14 protein-coding genes are annotated in these 17,493 nt (G+C 44.1%); 4 read left to right on the top strand and 10 right to left on the bottom strand.

Annotated elements, in window-relative coordinates; translation table 11 throughout:
• The 4 genes from urtD to urtA all read right to left on the bottom strand — a co-directional run bounded on the left by urtD (nt 1) and on the right by urtA (nt 5,090).
• Nucleotides 1-852 (bottom strand): urea ABC transporter ATP-binding protein UrtD, encoded by an 852-nt coding sequence (urtD, locus tag NHN17_RS11410; protein ID WP_107346891.1) that lies wholly within the window; start codon nt 850-852, stop codon nt 1-3.
• Nucleotides 849-2,045, bottom strand: a complete 1,197-nt coding sequence (gene urtC, locus NHN17_RS11405) for an urea ABC transporter permease subunit UrtC (protein ID WP_255042628.1) — start codon at nt 2,043-2,045, stop codon at nt 849-851. The genes urtD and urtC overlap by 4 nt, the downstream gene beginning before the upstream one ends.
• Before the next feature lie 10 nt (nt 2,046-2,055).
• Nucleotides 2,056-3,681 (bottom strand): urea ABC transporter permease subunit UrtB, encoded by a 1,626-nt coding sequence (gene urtB / locus NHN17_RS11400; protein ID WP_255042625.1) that lies wholly within the window; start codon nt 3,679-3,681, stop codon nt 2,056-2,058.
• 125 nt (nt 3,682-3,806) lie between these two features.
• Nucleotides 3,807-5,090: an urea ABC transporter substrate-binding protein gene (gene urtA, locus NHN17_RS11395; RefSeq protein ID WP_255042623.1), complete on the bottom strand. Its 1,284-nt coding sequence runs from the start codon at nt 5,088-5,090 to the stop codon at nt 3,807-3,809.
• Nucleotides 5,091-5,978: 888 nt separating this feature from the next.
• On the opposite strand from urtA, the gene NHN17_RS11390 reads away from it, so the two are divergent.
• Nucleotides 5,979-6,275 carry a hypothetical protein gene (locus tag NHN17_RS11390; protein WP_255042621.1) on the top strand — a complete coding sequence of 99 codons (297 nt, stop codon included), beginning with the start codon at nt 5,979-5,981 and terminating at the stop codon, nt 6,273-6,275.
• Between the two features lie 74 nt (nt 6,276-6,349).
• On the opposite strand, the gene NHN17_RS11385 is transcribed toward NHN17_RS11390, so the two are convergent.
• The 5 genes from NHN17_RS11385 to NHN17_RS11365 all read right to left on the bottom strand — a co-directional run bounded on the left by NHN17_RS11385 (nt 6,350) and on the right by NHN17_RS11365 (nt 11,731).
• Nucleotides 6,350-6,769 (bottom strand): GNAT family N-acetyltransferase, encoded by a 420-nt coding sequence (locus NHN17_RS11385; protein ID WP_255042620.1) that lies wholly within the window; start codon nt 6,767-6,769, stop codon nt 6,350-6,352.
• 177 nt (nt 6,770-6,946) lie between these two features.
• Entirely contained in the window at nt 6,947-8,065 is a 1,119-nt protein-coding gene (locus NHN17_RS11380) for a YibE/F family protein (protein ID WP_255042619.1), read from the bottom strand.
• A gap of 65 nt (nt 8,066-8,130) precedes the next feature.
• On the bottom strand, nt 8,131-10,365 hold the full coding sequence (locus NHN17_RS11375) for a bifunctional metallophosphatase/5'-nucleotidase (protein WP_255042617.1): 2,235 nt from the start codon (nt 10,363-10,365) through the stop codon (nt 8,131-8,133).
• 486 nt (nt 10,366-10,851) lie between these two features.
• A complete protein-coding gene (locus NHN17_RS11370) occupies nt 10,852-11,073 on the bottom strand; it encodes a hypothetical protein (RefSeq protein ID WP_255042700.1) in 222 nt (73 codons plus the stop codon).
• Between the two features lie 40 nt (nt 11,074-11,113).
• Nucleotides 11,114-11,731: a cytochrome c oxidase subunit 3 family protein gene (locus NHN17_RS11365; RefSeq protein WP_255042615.1), complete on the bottom strand. Its 618-nt coding sequence runs from the start codon at nt 11,729-11,731 to the stop codon at nt 11,114-11,116.
• Nucleotides 11,732-12,048: 317 nt separating this feature from the next.
• On the opposite strand from NHN17_RS11365, the gene NHN17_RS11360 reads away from it, so the two are divergent.
• Genes NHN17_RS11360 through NHN17_RS11350 form a run of 3 tightly spaced genes read left to right on the top strand, consistent with a single transcriptional unit; the run spans nt 12,049 to nt 15,768 of the window.
• Nucleotides 12,049-12,495, top strand: a complete 447-nt coding sequence (locus NHN17_RS11360) for a c-type cytochrome (protein WP_255042614.1) — start codon at nt 12,049-12,051, stop codon at nt 12,493-12,495.
• Between the two features lie 3 nt (nt 12,496-12,498).
• Nucleotides 12,499-13,878 carry a cbb3-type cytochrome c oxidase subunit I gene (locus NHN17_RS11355; RefSeq protein WP_255042613.1) on the top strand — a complete coding sequence of 460 codons (1,380 nt, stop codon included), beginning with the start codon at nt 12,499-12,501 and terminating at the stop codon, nt 13,876-13,878.
• Nucleotides 13,879-13,929: 51 nt separating this feature from the next.
• A complete protein-coding gene (locus tag NHN17_RS11350) occupies nt 13,930-15,768 on the top strand; it encodes a nitric oxide reductase activation protein NorD (protein WP_255042611.1) in 1,839 nt (612 codons plus the stop codon).
• A 659-nt stretch (nt 15,769-16,427) separates the two neighbouring features.
• On the opposite strand, the gene NHN17_RS11345 is transcribed toward NHN17_RS11350, so the two are convergent.
• A complete protein-coding gene (locus NHN17_RS11345) occupies nt 16,428-17,240 on the bottom strand; it encodes a CbbQ/NirQ/NorQ/GpvN family protein (protein WP_255042610.1) in 813 nt (270 codons plus the stop codon).
• Nucleotides 17,241-17,493 lie beyond the last annotated feature (253 nt).

Genomic DNA, 17,493 nt, shown 5'->3' with positions numbered 1-17,493 from the left:
CTATTCCCCTAGATAAACCCGCTTCACTTCAGGATGGTTTTGTACTTGGTCCATGGTGCCTTCAGCCAATACATGGCCTTGGTGAAGAACTGTCACATCACTGGCAATCGAACGGACAAAGTCCATATCATGCTCAACGACAACCACGGAATGCTTACCTGCCAACGAATTCAATAACTCCGAGGTTTTATCCATCTCTTGGTGGGTCATCCCCGCGACAGGCTCATCGACCAGCAACAGCTTGGGGTTCTGCATTAGCAGCATGCCAATTTCCAACCATTGCTTTTGGCCATGGGACAAATTTCCGGCCAATAAGGCGGCGTGATCTGCCAAGTTAATTAACACCAGAACAGACTCGATCTTATCCTTCTGCTCTGCGGTCAGCTTGGCTCTGAATGTCGCCCAAACCGTCCGAACTCCCGACATCGCCAGCTCTAGGTTCTGCCAAACCGTCAGGCACTCAATCACGGTTGGTTTTTGGAACTTCCGGCCCACGCCGGCATTGGCAATCTGCGATTCATTCATAGCCAACAAATTGATGTTTGACCCAAGCCACACTTGGCCGGAATCCGGTGTCGTCTTACCGGTAATAATGTCCATCATGGTGGTCTTTCCGGCGCCATTTGGCCCAATAATGCAGCGAAGCTCGCCCTCGCGGATATACAGGTTGAGATCGTTAATGGCTTTAAAACCATCAAAGCTCTTATTGACGCCCTCGACATAGAGCAAAATGTTATGTCTGGTATCAATCAAGGGGTGCTCATCGGGGACAAGAAATGAAAACGTTTCTTCCCGTTTGGTCATCTCTTGGGCAAATGTACCTAGCTTCTTTGCCGTCTCTAATACTGTCATGACACCACCTCATTAACGCCGCACTCTTGTTGAGGTTTTCCTGATTGCGAGGAGCCCCCTGACTGCTGAGAAGACTTTTCCTTTTTCCCCTTACCCAGTCGAGCCGTTATGTCGGATATAAACCCAATCACCCCTTTCGGGAAATACATGGTGGAAAGCACAAATAAGCCCCCCAGAGCAAACAGCCACACTTCTGGGAATTCAACCGTAAACCAGCTTTTGGCATAGTTGATAATCAGAGCCCCAATGATAGCGCCGAACAACGTTGCCCGACCGCCAAGAGCAACCCACACCACAACCTCAATCGAATTAAGCGGTGCGAACTCTCCGGGATTAATAATGCCAACTTGCGGCACATACAAGGCACCGGCAATGCCCGCGATGACGGCAGACAACACAAAGAGCCACAGTTTGATGCCATCGACGTCGTAGCCCATGAAACGTGTCCGCGACTCGGTATCACGGATAGCCAAAGCGGCACGTCCCAACCGACTACTGACAATGGTTCGGCACACCACGTAACTCACAGCTAGCGCCAACCCAGTGCAGACAAACAGCGCCACTTTGGTTGTATCTTGTTGCAAGCTGTAGCCGAGAATATCTTTAAAATCGGTTAACCCGTTGTTCCCGCCAAAGCCCATTTCGTTGCGGAAGAACGCCAGTAACAGGGCATAAGTCAGTGCCTGGGTCATGATCGACAGGTATACTCCTGACACCCGTGAACGGAAGGCTAGATAACCAAAAACATAAGCCAAAGCACCGGGGACCAACACTACCATCAGGCAAGCCAGCCAGAATTGATCAAAGCCCTGCCAGAACCATGGCAACTCCTGCCAATTTAGAAACACCATAAAATCGGGCAACACGGGATTGGCGTATACCCCCCGGTCACCAATTTGGCGCATCAAATACATCCCCATGGCATAGCCGCCCAGGGCAAAGAACGCCCCATGGCCCAAACTCAGGATCCCGAGATAGCCCCATACCAAATCGACCGCAAGCGCGAGCATGGCATAGCTGAGGTATTTACCCATCAGAGAAATAGTGAAGGTTTCGATATGTAGCGGGTGACCGATCGGCAATATCAGGTTTGCCATCGGGACCAAAATGACGGCAGAGATCAGCAACGCAAGGACGATTTTGCCGCCCCGATCTTGCCCCAAGGCCGAAAGAATAATTGATTTAGACTGCATCAAGCGCTCCTTAGCTTTCAGCCGCACGGCCACGCTGCGGGAATAACCCACGAGGACGTTTCTGGATAAACAGGATAATAAAGACCAGCATCAAGATCTTGGCCAGTACCGCACCCGCCCAAGGTTCCAGTAACTTGTTGAACAGCCCAAGTCCTAAACCAGCAACCAAGGTACCCCACAGGTTTCCGACCCCACCAAACACCACCACCATAAATGAATCAATGATGTAGGCTTGACCCATATTTGGCCCTACATTCGTCAGCTGTGACAACGCGACACCCGCGACACCAGCCACGCCAGAGCCCAGCCCAAACGTCAGGGCATCAACCCGCTCTGAGCGGATCCCCATCGCCCTTGCCATTGCCCTATTTTGAGAAACCGCCCGCACCTGCAGGCCCAGAGGCGTACGCTTCAAGATCATAACCATAGAAATGAACACCAAGGCACAAAACAAAATGATATATAAGCGGTTGTATGTCAGAGACAGCATTGGGTTCAGCTCCCAAGCCCCCGCCATCCAGTCGGGCGTACTGACAGAACGGTTAAGCGGAGAGAAAATCGATCGTACCGCTTGCTGGAGGATCAAACTGATCCCGAATGTCGCCAATAATGTTTCAAGTGGCCGACCGTAGAGATGCCGGATCACACTGCGTTCAATCGCTATTCCTACCAGCCCAGAAATAATGAAAGCCATCGGAATAGACAGCAGCAATGCGGTACCGCTTTGCTGAGGAAGAAGTTGCTGCATCACATAGGTAGTGTATGCACCAATCATGATGAGCTCACCATGGGCCATATTAATGACCCCCATCACCCCAAATGTAATGGCCAAGCCTATTCCGGCCAGCACCAATACAGAGCCTAAACTAAGGCCGAAAAAGATTGTCTCGACACCGGAATAAAGCTGCTGGCTCTGGTGGTATTTAGCCAAGCCTCTTTCGACAGCTGCCGAAAGTTCAGGATCCAATGATTGTGGCTGCAATTTATTAAAGGTTTGCAACACGATTGCTTGTTTGTATTCAGACAAGGTGTTGACGGCTGCAGTTCGCACTGACGTTGATGCACTGTTATCTAACGCCGTACTGACCGACAACGCCAACTGCAGCCTATCCTGTACCTTGTCGTCCTGTTCAACGTTCAACTGCGCGGCAAGCCTTTCAATGATTTCATCATCGGTTTGCCCTAGCAGACCATCGACAGCCTGTAAGCGGGTTGACGCATCAGGCGAGTTCAGCCCTATAGAGGCCAACTGTACCCGAATAAGACTGCGCAATTTGTTATTCACCCGAATTTTGCCAAAGTCGCGAGAGCGCGAAACAACTAACTGTGTTGAATCCCAAATACCATCAGCTTGCTTACCGTTTCTACCGGCGATAATAAAGAGCTGCTGGAAATCCTCACTATTTTTGTTCTTGTAATAAAACAGGTTGCCTTCCAACCAAGCCCGAAGAATAGGCTTTGCCTTTTCGGCAGGCTGATTATCGACTAGCCACTCAATGGCGATTTCCTTATCGTTGTTATTTTTCCCAATCAATACCTGATCAAATTCATCTGTCGAACTGACCGAAGCAAACGCCATGGGAGTACACAACAAGAGAACAATGAGCGCTTTAACAAACTTCATTAAAGGTGTCATTTCTTGTGTCCTTACTGACAATTAACCACTTCCAACGCGGGTAAATGTAATACCCACCGAAAATAGCGCTTCAGCCTAAACCTGAAGCGCCATCAATAAGAGGCAAAGGCCCCTAAAACAATGCGTTAATTAGCACCTGAACACTTCTTGGTTTCTGTATTGAAGGCCCCGCAAGAGAAAGGCTTTGACCAGCTGGAATATAACTTGGCTGATTCAGGTAGGTACTTAGACCACGCATCTCCCGCCACTAGCCCCGTGGTTTCCCATACCACATCGAACTGACCATCATCTTGAATTTCACCGATTAAGACCGGCTTAGTGATATGGTGGTTTGGCAGCATAGTCGAGTAGCCACCAGAAAGGTTCGGTACTGCAATACCAATAAGGGCATCCTGTACCGCTTCAGGCTCGGTGGTACCGGCATTATTTACCGCCTGTACCCACATGTTAAACCCGATATAGTGAGCTTCCATTGGGTCGTTAGTCACACGCTTGTCACTTTTGATGAACGACTGCCAACCATCAATGAACTCTTCATTCTGATCGGTATCGACACTCATGAAGTAGTTCCAAGCCGCCAAGTGGCCAACAAGCGGAGAGGTATCCATACCTGATAGTTCTTCTTCACCCACCGAGAACGCGACAACAGGGATATCTTCAGAGGAGACACCTTGAGCGCCTAGCTCTTTATAAAAGGGAACGTTCGCATCACCGTTAATGGTCGAGACCACGGCAGTTTTCTTGCCTGCTGAACCAAACTTCTTGATATCAGACACAATCGACTGCCAATCAGAATGTCCAAACGGGGTGTAACTGATCATGATGTCTTCATCGGCAACACCCTGCGCTTTCAAGTAAGACTCGAGGATCTTGTTGGTGGTACGGGGGTAAACATAATCAGTTCCCGCCAGTACCCAGCGTTCAACCTCCAGTTCATCCATCAAGTATTCAACGGCAGGAATCGCTTGCTGATTAGGCGCAGCGCCAGTGTAGAAGACGTTTTTCGATGACTCTTCACCTTCGTACTGCACCGGGTAGAACAAAATACTGTTGAGCTCTTCAAATACTGGCAGCATTGATTTTCGTGAAACCGACGTCCAACCACCAAAAACCACATCTACTTTTTCTTTTTCGATAAGCTCACGGGCTTTTTCAGCAAATAGCGGCCAATTAGAGGCAGGGTCGACAACAACAGCTTCCAGTTTCTTGCCAAGCAATCCCCCTTTTTTATTTTGCTCATCAACCAGCATCAATACTGTATCTTTCAGCGTGGTTTCACTGATCGCCATGGTGCCAGACAGTGAGTGGAGAACCCCTACTTTTATCGTCTCTTCTGCTGATGCAACAGCAGAAACTAACGATAGACTCAGGCCAAGTGCGGCTAGATTCAGTTTGGACTTCATGGTCATACTTAACATCTCCGTTGTAATAAACATTCATAAACAACCAATCAAAATTGGTGCCAAAACGAATAACTGAACAAAAATAAATATAACCAGCTGATTTTAAACAACATAAATCATCATAAAGCTTAAGGTGATTAAGTCTGGAATAATACCCTGAGCACATAATGGTGCAAAAAAAACGACACTTGCCCTGTAACAGTGATGAGCGATTATGTTTTGAATCAAATCGGGGCAACAAAGTGAATTAAATGGTTTTTTCGAGGAATACAAACACAAATAACCACCCTTGAGCTATTAAGCCCTAGCTTGTAAGTTTGTTTGAATTTAAGTGGGTGTTTAATTTCGAAAAATAATAACCCTAATCGCTTTAACACTGATAGAACAATCACGACAGGGAGTTGTATTGTAAGTACTGGCGTTTAACCCAAATCACCAGAGACACTATGACGGGTATCCATTTCCGCTTTGCTTAGGCCTCCTTTCATTTTCAGGCCAAACTTCATGTGGTTGCAACTCCGGAAACTGAACTGACGCACCCGATTAGCAGACAACCTTCCCCCCGACACTTATTGATTAACAACTAAACTAATGAAAAGTAATCACTCTTCACTAAACGCTCTCTTCATCTTAAATAAGAATTGTTATACCAATAACAAAAGATGGTTATACCCACTGGTTTTTCTTGTTGGTGCAGATTAAAATCCATGCAGCCAGTAAGGAATAGAAACGCCTGAGGTATAAAGTCAATAAAACAGACACACCTCAAGATATACCCAAGTAGCTTGAAGGTCATACCTTAGTACCTTGAAGGCAGTACCTTGAAGGCACTTGGATCGACTCAACAACGTAGTTATTTCTATTATTAGCAGCTTTACCAAGGGCGCAGAAGCAATGAATACATACAATTCAATTAATGATGTTCTCAAAGTGAAGGGAGCACAATGGAAAAACGATGCAACAAACTCAATCGCCAACGATATCGAAAAACTGATCCTAGCTATTGAGCCTTATGTGAATGGTAGCAAGAACGCATCTCACATGAGCTTTTTATTGAAGGACTTACTCGAAGTGCTATCGATTGACTTTAAATGCCAAGAGGATCAGAAATCTGCCTCTTTGCTGCTGATTGAAGAAATCATGCAAGCATCTCTTATGGAAGAGACTCCCGAGCCAAGTTACTGCCTTTGATGCATCAACTAACTCTCGACTGTGCCAAAGTGGCTCCTAACCACCAGGCACAGTCGACAACTTTCAGCAAACAATCAACATTGACAAACAAAGTGATGACTGGAAATAACAAAGTCTTCTTTTAAATAGAATTTATGCGCGCCATAGCGGTGTACACCAGAGTCAAGGTGGATCTGCTCTATCTGGTTGATGTGGGCGTAGTCTTTAAACCACTCAATTAAATACTGGCCTGCACCAGTTGAGCGCAGGGCTTCATCGGTCACTAAGTCATCAATGTACAAATAAGCTCCCCACCCTAACTTGTGCCCCGTGACAAAACCGGCGACACACAAGATGTTGTTATCTTCCTTAACATAGACAAGCTTATAACCGGCTTTGCACTGCTGGTTCAGTAAATCACTTATCTTCTCCAATGTGTATTTTGGCCGAAGTTGCTGCATGATAGGTGCAATTTCAATGATCTCTTCGTTCGTCGTAGCCAGAATGACTTCCATGTTTCCCCCACATCAATTCCACTAAATCTAAAACAGGGGCCTATATTACCCACCAATTATGACAACATACCGACATAGCCAAGGTAATCGCAATCAGGTAGCCTGACTACATAGGTATAATAAAAAAGCTGAGGCGTTTAACCCTCAGCTTTTTTTATTCATTGCCACATTCCGTTTTTAGTCTCGCTGATAAACCGCACTGGCAATCAATACCGTTAGCGGCACAGTCATGATCAACCCGATACTGCCCGCCAAACCATGGATCATGGCCAGAGACAGCGCCGGAATGTTCATAAACTGCATCAGCGGCATTTGGAACCCCCATACCATCATGATGGTAGTAAGGGCGCTACCTGCAAACGCCAATACCAAGGTATTAGTCATGGTACCGAGAATATCGCGGCCGATTCGGATCGTCGCCAACAAGCGATCTTTTTCAGGTTGCTGCGGCGACATTTCACGAAGCTCGTGGTAAGAAGATGCCATAGAGATCGCCACATCCATCACTGCGCCAAGAGCCGAAATCATAATGGCAACAAACAACAGCCAGCGTACCTGCACCTGAGCCTCACCGCCGAGATAAAGAATATCTTCGCCTTTCTCAAGATAAAGGCCATTAAGTTGAGCCATCTCGCCAAAAAACTGGGCCATCAGGCCCGCCATAACCACACCCGCCAGTGTGCCTAACATGGACACCAATGACTTTTTGTTCCAACCTGCGACCAGCAGGAAATTGACCACAATCTTCACTGCCATCAAGCCGATGGTCAGCAAAATAGGATTCCAGCCAGCAAACAGAGCCGGAACCAGCACGCCAATTAACAGCGCACCAGTAAAATACAAGGAGACCACCGAATTCACCCCTTGCAAGCCTGCGAAGAGAACAGTCAGCAGCACAATGATCCCAACCATCCAATACACGGCCGAGGAACGATCATGATTATACGGCCAATAAATAGTACGCTCGCCTTGTTCACGGATCAGCAGAATGAAGTTATCACCCTCGGTGACATACACATTATGTAAGCGGCTAAGTTGGTTCTCGACTTCGACCTGCTTACCTTTATCTTCCCCTTCGCGTAATTCCACCAATAAGCGTTGACGTCCTGTCTTAACTGAAGGCACTAAAGGATCAGACTGAGTACTCTCAGCTAAAACGTCGATCACACTCGCACGGACAAATTCCTGACTATTGTATGCTTTTGGCCTAAATGACTCACTCACCGATGGCGAATACCACAAAATAGCCGTCGAAATAAGAAAGACCACAAAAGGAAATATTAATCGTTTTAACATCACTTAATTCCAAAACAAGAAGGCGCAAAAGCGCCTTCTATATCTTATTTCAATAAATTCAAATACTAAGACTTAGGCTGATTAGCGTAAGTACAGCCTTGATACAGAGCCTCGATTGAAGCACTTTCCGAGTAATTAGGGTTTTCATACCAAGTATCTTCGTCTTTAACGTTAACGGATACATTGATAGCATCGCGTGCTGTAGGGCCAGAGCGCATTACACAGATTTCTTTGTTCTGTAGACGCTCCCAAAGCTCTTTACCAGCAGTATCATCTTCACGTAGTTGAAGAATTTCACCTTTAAGATGCGGAGCTACAACACCACGCTCATCTGATTCACCATACTGCTTGATAAACCAGTTCACATTCTCGAACTTAGTTCGATCCAGACCATTTTCCTCAACATAGTTTGTTAGCATGTCACGTATAGCGTAGGTATCAAGGTCAGAAGAGTCCCAGATTTTATCCTCTTCTGTTACCCAACCTTCCACCAGCATAGTGGAACCAAAGCGGTAATCGTTGATAGCCAATACATATGTGCGATCTGCATCAAAAGGTGCGCCAGCAAGTTGACTGAAGATAACACGTTCACCAACCTCTTGGCTCAGGTCGACCACATACTCAATATCACCATCAAAGATGTCGTAGTTAAATGACGCAACAGTTTCATCGAAAGAAACAGTTAAATCACCGTCTTGATACTGGTTGAAATAGCTGTAAGACCATTCCATGTACTTCCTCAGGTTATCACCGGTAATATTAACAGCAACCAACTGGTTATCGTACATGTACAGGTTGGCACTGTCTTTCCTGCGATAGGTCTCACCATCAAACAGGTTAGATGCATCAGAGAAAAGGGCTGCAGCGGAAACATCAACCTTAACTTCAGCTTCTTTCTCCACATTCATGATCTGAATCTGGTTGATCAAATCAGTCAATGGCATATCAGACAGCTTAGCGCTATGAATAGTCGTGTATAGACGTTGACCTTCACTGTTCAAAACTTGCTCTTCCAAAACGGCCTCATCCGCACCACCGTTTGGAGTATTGGTGAAATTGCCATGGATCGTACCAATCACTTCATTTGCATTTTCAACAGATTCATAGTGGACATGCTGCATTTCATTCTGAAGCGCCGCATCTTCTTCAACGTCAGCCACGGTGCGGTTAGACAGCGTGGTATCGTAAATTTTCCAGTTGCCGTCTTGGTCTTTGATAAGATCGATTTCAGCTTTCGCCAATGCCCAACCCCAGTTACCCGGTTCGATAACTTTCACTTTAGAGTCGCGGTTACGCCAGTTGTAAGCGCCAGATTTCGCTTTGTCTTCTACTTGGTTAGCTTTATCACCTGAAACAGAGATGTCATCCATCCCGTTCTCAAACGGTGCCCCCAAGTCGATTTGCTCGATAAAGCGAGCATGTTCGTGGCCCATGAAGATCACATCGAACTTGTCTGCCATCTTTGATGCGATTTCATTCACACCAACAACGTCATGAGTCTCACTGCGGCCATGGTGAAGGGCACCAATCACAATATCTGGCTGATACTGGTTAATCACTTGATCAACCGTATTTTCTAGAGCTTCGAACTCATCTTTGAAGTCTAAGTTACGGAAGTTCTCTGGGTTAGAAGCATTCCAGCTACTTACGTGAGAAGGCGTCAAGCCGATAACAGCGACTTTTGCGCCGTTGTAGTCAAATAACTGGTAACCACGTAAGAAAGGTGTTTCTTGGCCAGTGTTCTTACAATCAACAGCATTTTCGTGCCAGATGATGTTTGAAGATATTACTGCACCATTAAAACCTTCCAAGTTACGGAATAAGAAATCACGAGAGAAATCAAACTCGTGGTTGCCCGGTACCCAAACGTCGTATTCCATATGATTCATGGTTTCAACAACTGGGTGAATAGGTAATTCGTTAAATAGTTCTGCAGAGTTGCCCTGGACGGTATCACCCAGATCAATCATCAAGAAATTTTCATTTTGCGCACGTTCTTCATGAAGAAGTGTGGCAATCTTGGTAAAGCCCGCATTCACATCCACGTCATCTAATGCGTAGTCATACGCAAAGATACGGCCGTGCATATCACCTGTTGCACCGATAGTAATCGTTTGGAAGTTAAGGTTTTCATTGTCACCTTTAACGATCACTGGTTGCGTTGGCTCATAGGTTTTACATTCAGCAATTGATGGACGTGATGGTTGTGTCTTTTCATCACTGCTACTGCTGTTACACCCGGCTAGGGCGGTAACAATCGCTGCACTCAGCGTTGCAACCTTAATAGTATTCTTAGTCATATATAGGCAATCAAAATAATTAAAAATAAAAATAGAAAATGTAATCGTGAGCAAATATACGCCTTAGTAATAGAATAAAAACTCGAAAACCACCGAGAGAGTTTCAAAATGTAAATTCAGTAAATTTGATAAATGAGTCGTTAATTGTAAACCTTTGCATGCTGCGCAAACGTTAATTCCCAACAATCACACAACACAAAAATGTTCAAAAAAAGCACAGGCAAACGTTTGCTAACGTGATATTAATCTCAAAAAAAACCTACAACACAAATAGCAAAAACAAATGAAACGTGATGGGAATCACAAATACAGAAGCATTAGCCAAGACCCAATTACGGCACAAGTTAATAGCGTGATGATTTACAAAATGAAAGATTACGATCAAATCTCAACCAAAAAAGGTAAGTTTACAGGCACCTCTTTTGATTAACCTAACCTCTTTGGTAGGATTTAAATACGGTTTGTAAATCGGTGTAAGCGCCTGAATTATAAAAATGCAATCACAATAATCAGTGAGGGAAAGATAAAAACATACAGCCGCATTAAAAGCCGTAGGTATTTATGTGCATATTTAAGCTCCATAAAATGATCTATCACGATTAAGCCTTTATACATTACAGTGAATGCAACCAATACACTTAACAGTTGAACAGAACTGAGTTTCTCACCTAAAAAGGTATTAAACAAAGTGACGGATATTAATATCAACCAATAATAATCAAGATTTCCTAACCATTTCAAAACTCACCTACCTTAAAACATATAAAAGTGGGAATATTAAAATCCACATTAGATCAATCATATGCCAATAAACTGCCAATGCTTCTAAGCCAGCATAACGACTTGAAGAATAAGTGCCTTTTCGCAACCTAATGATTACCCATAGAATGGCACAAGTCGCCCATCCAACATGAAGGAAATGGTTGAATGTCATATAGTAATAAATGGTAAAAAATTGACTACTTCCCGTATGCAGCCCCTGCAAATGATTCCAATAAAACTCTGTCGTTTTTACTAGCAAGTACAAACAACCACAGATGAAGGTAAGCCATAAACTAAACTGGCATTTTTTTCTCTTTCCTAACCGAATATACATCATCGCTTTTGCCATAAAGTAACTACTCGATAGTAAAAAAATGGTATTGACAACCCCAAAAGAGGTACTTAAAGTATGCGGTCCTTTAGAAAAAACATCAGGGTAGTTAAATTTAGCAATAAAATAGGCAACAAAAAAAATACCGAACTCTGTCAGCTCCGACAGAATCCCAACCCATATAGGAATATTGCCTGGAATCCTACCTGCTCGATCTTCACTCCAAGAACGGGGAAAAATGCCCAGAGGCTCTTTCGGTGTTTGATCATTCATAGTATACCCAAGTTACTCCAAGTTGCAGGATTCAGAGCTTCATCAATGGTTTCAGTTCAAGACAAATAGCCGAACGTAATAGTTAGCCTATTTCGAGGGTATAGGTACAGCAACAAAAGCTGTAAGCACTCAACATGAGATGTAATGAGTTAAAGTTAGTCGATATTATTGATACTTGGTGGTTAAATCACGTCCGTACCAAAAGCGTCTCGCCAGTCATTGCAGCACTGTTAATCGATTAGTCCAATGAAAACCTCTGCGCTGACCTATACTTCCTCTTATTCCGCCAAATAAAGAATTATACAACGGAGTGGCATATGTCAGACCATTTTACAAAAGGCATGGCTCGAAATATTTATTATGGCGGCAGTGTTTTTTTTCTATTGCTCTTTGCTGCATTAACCCTACATACAACCCGAGAGATGCCAAAGACTGACCACCGCGAAAACCTGACCGAAGCCGTTGCACGAGGAAAGACAGTATGGGAAGAGAACAATTGCATCGGTTGTCATACCCTCATAGGTGAAGGCGCCTATTATGCCCCTGAATTAGGCAACGTTTATTTCCGTCGAGGAGCGGGCAACCTCATTGCCTTTAAAGCCTATTTAAAAGCTTGGATGGCAGCACAGCCTTTGGGTGTACCTGGCAGGCGTCAAATGCCACAGTTTAATCTCAATGAACAGCAAGTCGACGATTTAGCAGAGTTTCTGAAATTTACGGCAGAAGTTGAAGTCAATAACTGGCCACCAAATATTGAGGGTTAAGCAATGGACACCTTAAAGTTTCAATCTCAATCGGTTGCTAAACCTTATTTTGTATTTGCATTAGTTCTATTTACTGGCCAAATCCTGTTCGGTCTCATTATGGGACTGCAATACGTCATTGGCGATTTCCTTGCTGGTACGATACCTTTTAATGTTGCCCGCATGGTACACACTAACCTATTAATTGTTTGGCTATTATTCGGCTTCATGGGCGCAGCTTATTTTCTGGTACCAGAGGAATCTCAAACTGAACTGTACAGCACGAAGCTAGCAAATTTGCTCTTCTGGGTATTTGCAATTGCAGGAACATTAACCATTCTGGGGTATCTCTTAGTCCCCTACTCGACGCTTTCTGAAATCACCGGCAATAAGTACTTTCCAACCATGGGTCGCGAGTTTCTAGAGCAGCCGACGATAACCAAAATAGGTATTGTCATCGTCTGCCTCGGCTTTTTGTTCAATATTGGCATGACCATTTTGCGTGGACGAAAAACCGTGATCAATATGGTTTTGCTCACCGGTTTGATTGGCCTCGCGGTGTTTTTTCTCTTCTCGTTTTATAACCCTGAAAATATCGCACTCGACAAGCTATTCTGGTGGTTTGTGGTACATCTGTGGGTTGAAGGGGTCTGGGAGCTGATCATGGGGGCAATCCTGGCCTTTATACTGATTAAAATCACCGGTGTTGATAGAGAAATCATCGAAAAATGGCTCTATGTGATTGTTGCAATGGCTTTGATCTCAGGACTGTTAGGCACTGGCCATCACTTTTTCTGGCTCAGTACCCCTGCATATTGGCAATGGGTTGGCTCGGTATTTTCTGCACTTGAACCCCTCCCATTCTTTGCGATGGTTCTATACGCATTCAATATGGTCAATAATCGCCGCCGGGAGCACCCGAATAAAGCCGCCACACTTTGGGCTTTAGGCACTGCAGTCATGGCTTTCCTAGGTGCGGGTGTATGGGGTTTTCTCCATACCCTTGCCCCCGTAAACTACTTCACACATGGAACGCAAATCACAGCAGCCCATGGCCATATGGCGTTCTATGGCGCATACGCCATGATCGTACTCACCATTATTTCTTATGCGATGCCGAAATTGAATGGCGCCGGCGAAGCATTCAGTAAAAAAGCGCAAGTCATCGAAATGTGGGGGTTTTGGTTAATGACTGTCTCCATGGTATTCATCACTCTCTTCCTAACGGGAGCGGGGATACTCCAAGTCTGGCTACAGCGTATACCTGAAGGTGGTGAAGCATTAGGGTTTATGGCAACTCAGGATAAGCTATCCATCTTCTACTGGGCTAGAGAGCTGGCCGGGGTGATATTTCTAATTGGCTTATTCACATATCTTGCAAACTTTTGGATAGCTAAAAAATAGTTTATCCATTAAACCTGATGAAAAGTCTTGCTTAGGTCATAAAGGAAACTTATGGAAGAGTGGGTTGGCAGTATTTGGCATAAGTTTATCGTCCAAAAGAGCAATACTGACTTTCACGGTGCACGTGTAGAGTTCAATGACGTAAAAAAATCAGTGGGAATACTGTTTCGTTCACTCGGCGGGGAGCCTTCTAAACGGATTGAAGCCGCAGCCCCACGTGATTATGTTATCCGTCGTCATCTCCTCGACAAAATTGCGGGTACAAAATTACAAACAAGCCTAGCGTGGCAAGATGAAAGTAGTTTACGCTTACCACAATCCATTGCGGTCTTTGATAGTAAGCACCTAAATAGAGAGCTCTATATGTGGCTTACAGTCTTAGCTGCCCATAGCTCAGTGACATTCACTCACTGGGCTAAAGATAATCAGGCTATCGTCGCAACAATATTAAACCGTTATCCAAATTTAAGACCTCGCTACAACGATCTCCTTGGTGCTGCATTAGAGCAACGAGTTCCCATTAATAAGTTACCTAAGGGCATGCAATCTTTAGAAAAATCCGTTATTGAAGCACTTAAATATCCTGAGTTGCCCATGGAATTTCCTGAGGCTAACTATGCGCCACAAGCCATTTATCTCTGGCTATACCCTAGCGAATACATCAACGCTAACCCCTTTAAAGACACAACGAGTTCAGATCCTGAGCAAAGCTCTCCCTCAGAAAGTCGTAAACTTGAAAGCCATCAAGCTCGGAAAAAAACAGAACGGGTTGATGACAGCAATACCAAAGACAGTCTTATGGTTTTTCGTTTAGAAAACCTATTTTCATGGAGTGAGTTTTCTAAAGTCAATCGGGCAGAAGATGACACCGAAGATACCGACTCAAAACGTGTTGCAGAAGATTTAAATCTCATCACAGTCGCTAAAGGAAGCCAACAAAAAACAGCCAAACTCAAAATAGACCTCGATCTGCCTGCAGCAATAGAGGATGACTACCCACTTGGCAAGGGAATAAAGCAGCCAGAGTGGAATTATAAAACCCAACAACTGGTTCCAAACCGCTGCTTGGTACAACCACTGTTGCTTAGACAGTGTAAACCAGAACCTCTTCCCACCAACCTGCAGGCCAATGCAAAAAAAATTCGGAACCAGTTTGAGTATTTATCAAGTATCAAACATTGGCTAAAAGCCCAGCCATATGGCAGTGAGATCGACTTGTCTGCTTGGATTGATTACTATGTTGAAAGTAAAGCCTCAGTTGCAAAAGACTCCGATTATTACCTGCACTTCAAAAATGAAAATCGTGATATTAGCTGCCTCTTGCTGTCTGATCTTTCAATGTCGACAGATGCCCATATCAATGATGAAAAGACGGTTATTGATGTCATAAAAGAAAGTATGTTGTTATTTTCTGAAGCCTTAACAGCAGTAGGAGACCCTTTTGCTATTTATGGATTTTCATCCGTTAAACGCCAGCATGTTCGGTTCACCATACTGAAAAACTTTGGCGAACAATACACCGACAATATACGTGGCCGGATATTGGGACTGCATCCTGGATACTATACCCGCATGGGTGCTGCTATTCGCCAAGCAAGTGATATTCTTGCTCAGCAACAGCACTCTCAAAAATTATTGTTGATATTAACCGATGGAAAGCCTAACGATATTGACCACTATGAAGGACGATTTGGCATAGAGGACACCAGGCAAGCTATCATAGCAGCGCGTAAACAAGGACTCATTCCCTTCTGCATCACCATCGATAAAAAAGCAGATCAATATCTACCGTACATTTTTGGAAACAACGGGTTTACGACTATTTACAACCCTAGTCAATTACCGAAAAAGTTGCCCCTCTTGTACCATCAATTAACCCAGCACCATTGAATATGGTGAACAATCAATGGAGGGGTTTATGAAAGAGTTAATACACTGTTTATATTGTCAAACAGAGAACAAAATCGATGAAAATTCCCATCGCCAGAAAAAATCACAAACCTGTAGTCAATGTGGGATGCCATTACCCAAGCATCATCCTAATAGCCGACGATACCGTACTAAGGTTTTTATTGGAGCATTCATCTGCATCTGTCTCTTCTGTGCCATCATGGTCATTTATTTGCCCAGATAATAACTTTTGAGGCTATATACTATGCGAACACTTATACAAACTAACGATAAGCAAGAATTAAAATCAGCATCTAATATCGCTTTACTGTCTTTACTGAATCTAACTTTCCTGCCCGTTATCGCATTTATTTTTTTATTAATGAAGTTAAAACAGTTCAAGAAGCAGTCTTTCGCTTATTATCACTTACAGTTTGCAATAAAACTTAATCTTATTGCGGCAATAGCACTTATTTTAGTGAGTATTATCATGATCTCACTGGGTGGTTTTAACTCCGGTTGGACTTGGGTTTTTGTGATCACCTACTTCGTCTTTATCCACACCGTATTTATTTTAATCGCGGTCTGGACATTAGTCCGGTCATGGTCTGGGCATAAATTTGGCTACAAAAACCAATAACAAGACATAATCAGTAATTTTAATTATCAAAATAGAGCTTCACTACATCCATCAACGCAACGACTGTACTGATATCATCAGATAACGGCTCGGCAAGACAGCTTCGGCAAGCTTCCTGCGGGGACATTCCGCTCGATATCATGCGTCCTGCGTATATCAGTAAGCGCGTGGATACCACCTCATCTAAATCACTTTCCAGCCGACGTAGAGCGCCAGCCAACTCGACTAATTTTGATGCAAGCAATTGATCAATCTGACTTTCACCAATTAAGATTTGTTGCTCTAATAGAGGCTCGGGATAGTCAAAGCGCATGGCGACAAATCGCTGCCGAGTACTGGCTTTCATTCCCTTCAAGATATTTTGGTATCCTGGGTTGTAAGAAACAACCAACATAAAACCATGTGTTGCGGTTAATAGTTCTCCGGTGCGCTCTATCGGCAGCATTCGACGATCATCTGCCAAGGGATGCAGCACAACCGTGGTATCTTTACGTGCTTCAACTATTTCATCGAGGTAGCATATCCCCCCTTCTCTTACGGCTTTGGTCAAAGGGCCATCTTGCCAGTAAGTGCCATTAGGTCCGATCAAGTGTCGTCCTACTAGATCCGCTGCCGTTAAGTCATCATGGCATGCCACGGTGTATAGAGGGCGGTCCAATTTATCTGCCATATGCGTAACAAATCGTGTTTTACCACACCCTGTAGGGCCTTTAATCAACAGAGGTAATTGATGAGAGTATGCATACTCAAATAATTCAATTTCATTCCCTTGTGGCTGATAATAATAATCGCTGTTGCTATTGGGTATCTCTGTCTTTCGCGATAAAGGCATTGCAGGTCCAAAAGTTATCTAACTAAATAAACCATATGCATTAAATACAAACCTAACAAGTTTCGTATAGGAAAATTAATAAAAAAGCCAGCTGGTATACCAGCTGGCTTCAGATTGATGACAAAGGCCTGGCTTTTAAGCTAGGCCTTTGATCTAATAGAGGTATCGAAATATGAATATCTCGACATGTTAAAAGAACCCTTACCCCAACAGTACGAACTCGAAATGGTCACAATGGAACAGCTGGTTCCGA

This window comes from Photobacterium pectinilyticum (genome assembly GCF_024357955.1).
GTDB classification, from domain to species: domain Bacteria; phylum Pseudomonadota; class Gammaproteobacteria; order Enterobacterales; family Vibrionaceae; genus Photobacterium; species Photobacterium pectinilyticum.
Note: the sequence above shows the minus strand (reverse complement) of the source record. Positions and strands in the feature narration are given on the sequence as shown.

Excerpts from the sequence above, each read along its gene's own strand:
- NHN17_RS11380 (WP_255042619.1), bottom strand. The coding sequence starts at position 8,065 with ATGTTAAAACGATTAATATTTCCTTTTGTGGTCTTTCTTATTTCGACG.
- NHN17_RS11355 (WP_255042613.1), top strand. The coding sequence starts at position 12,499 with ATGGACACCTTAAAGTTTCAATCTCAATCGGTTGCTAAACCTTATTTT.
- NHN17_RS11350 (WP_255042611.1), top strand. The coding sequence starts at position 13,930 with ATGGAAGAGTGGGTTGGCAGTATTTGGCATAAGTTTATCGTCCAAAAG.
- NHN17_RS11345 (WP_255042610.1), bottom strand. The coding sequence starts at position 17,240 with ATGCCTTTATCGCGAAAGACAGAGATACCCAATAGCAACAGCGATTAT.
- urtA (WP_255042623.1), bottom strand. The coding sequence starts at position 5,090 with ATGACCATGAAGTCCAAACTGAATCTAGCCGCACTTGGCCTGAGTCTA.
- NHN17_RS11390 (WP_255042621.1), top strand. The coding sequence starts at position 5,979 with ATGAATACATACAATTCAATTAATGATGTTCTCAAAGTGAAGGGAGCA.
- NHN17_RS11360 (WP_255042614.1), top strand. The coding sequence starts at position 12,049 with ATGTCAGACCATTTTACAAAAGGCATGGCTCGAAATATTTATTATGGC.
- NHN17_RS11375 (WP_255042617.1), bottom strand. The coding sequence starts at position 10,365 with ATGACTAAGAATACTATTAAGGTTGCAACGCTGAGTGCAGCGATTGTT.
- NHN17_RS11385 (WP_255042620.1), bottom strand. The coding sequence starts at position 6,769 with ATGGAAGTCATTCTGGCTACGACGAACGAAGAGATCATTGAAATTGCA.
- NHN17_RS11365 (WP_255042615.1), bottom strand. The coding sequence starts at position 11,731 with ATGAATGATCAAACACCGAAAGAGCCTCTGGGCATTTTTCCCCGTTCT.
- urtB (WP_255042625.1), bottom strand. The coding sequence starts at position 3,681 with ATGACACCTTTAATGAAGTTTGTTAAAGCGCTCATTGTTCTCTTGTTG.
- urtD (WP_107346891.1), bottom strand. The coding sequence starts at position 852 with ATGACAGTATTAGAGACGGCAAAGAAGCTAGGTACATTTGCCCAAGAG.
- urtC (WP_255042628.1), bottom strand. The coding sequence starts at position 2,045 with ATGCAGTCTAAATCAATTATTCTTTCGGCCTTGGGGCAAGATCGGGGC.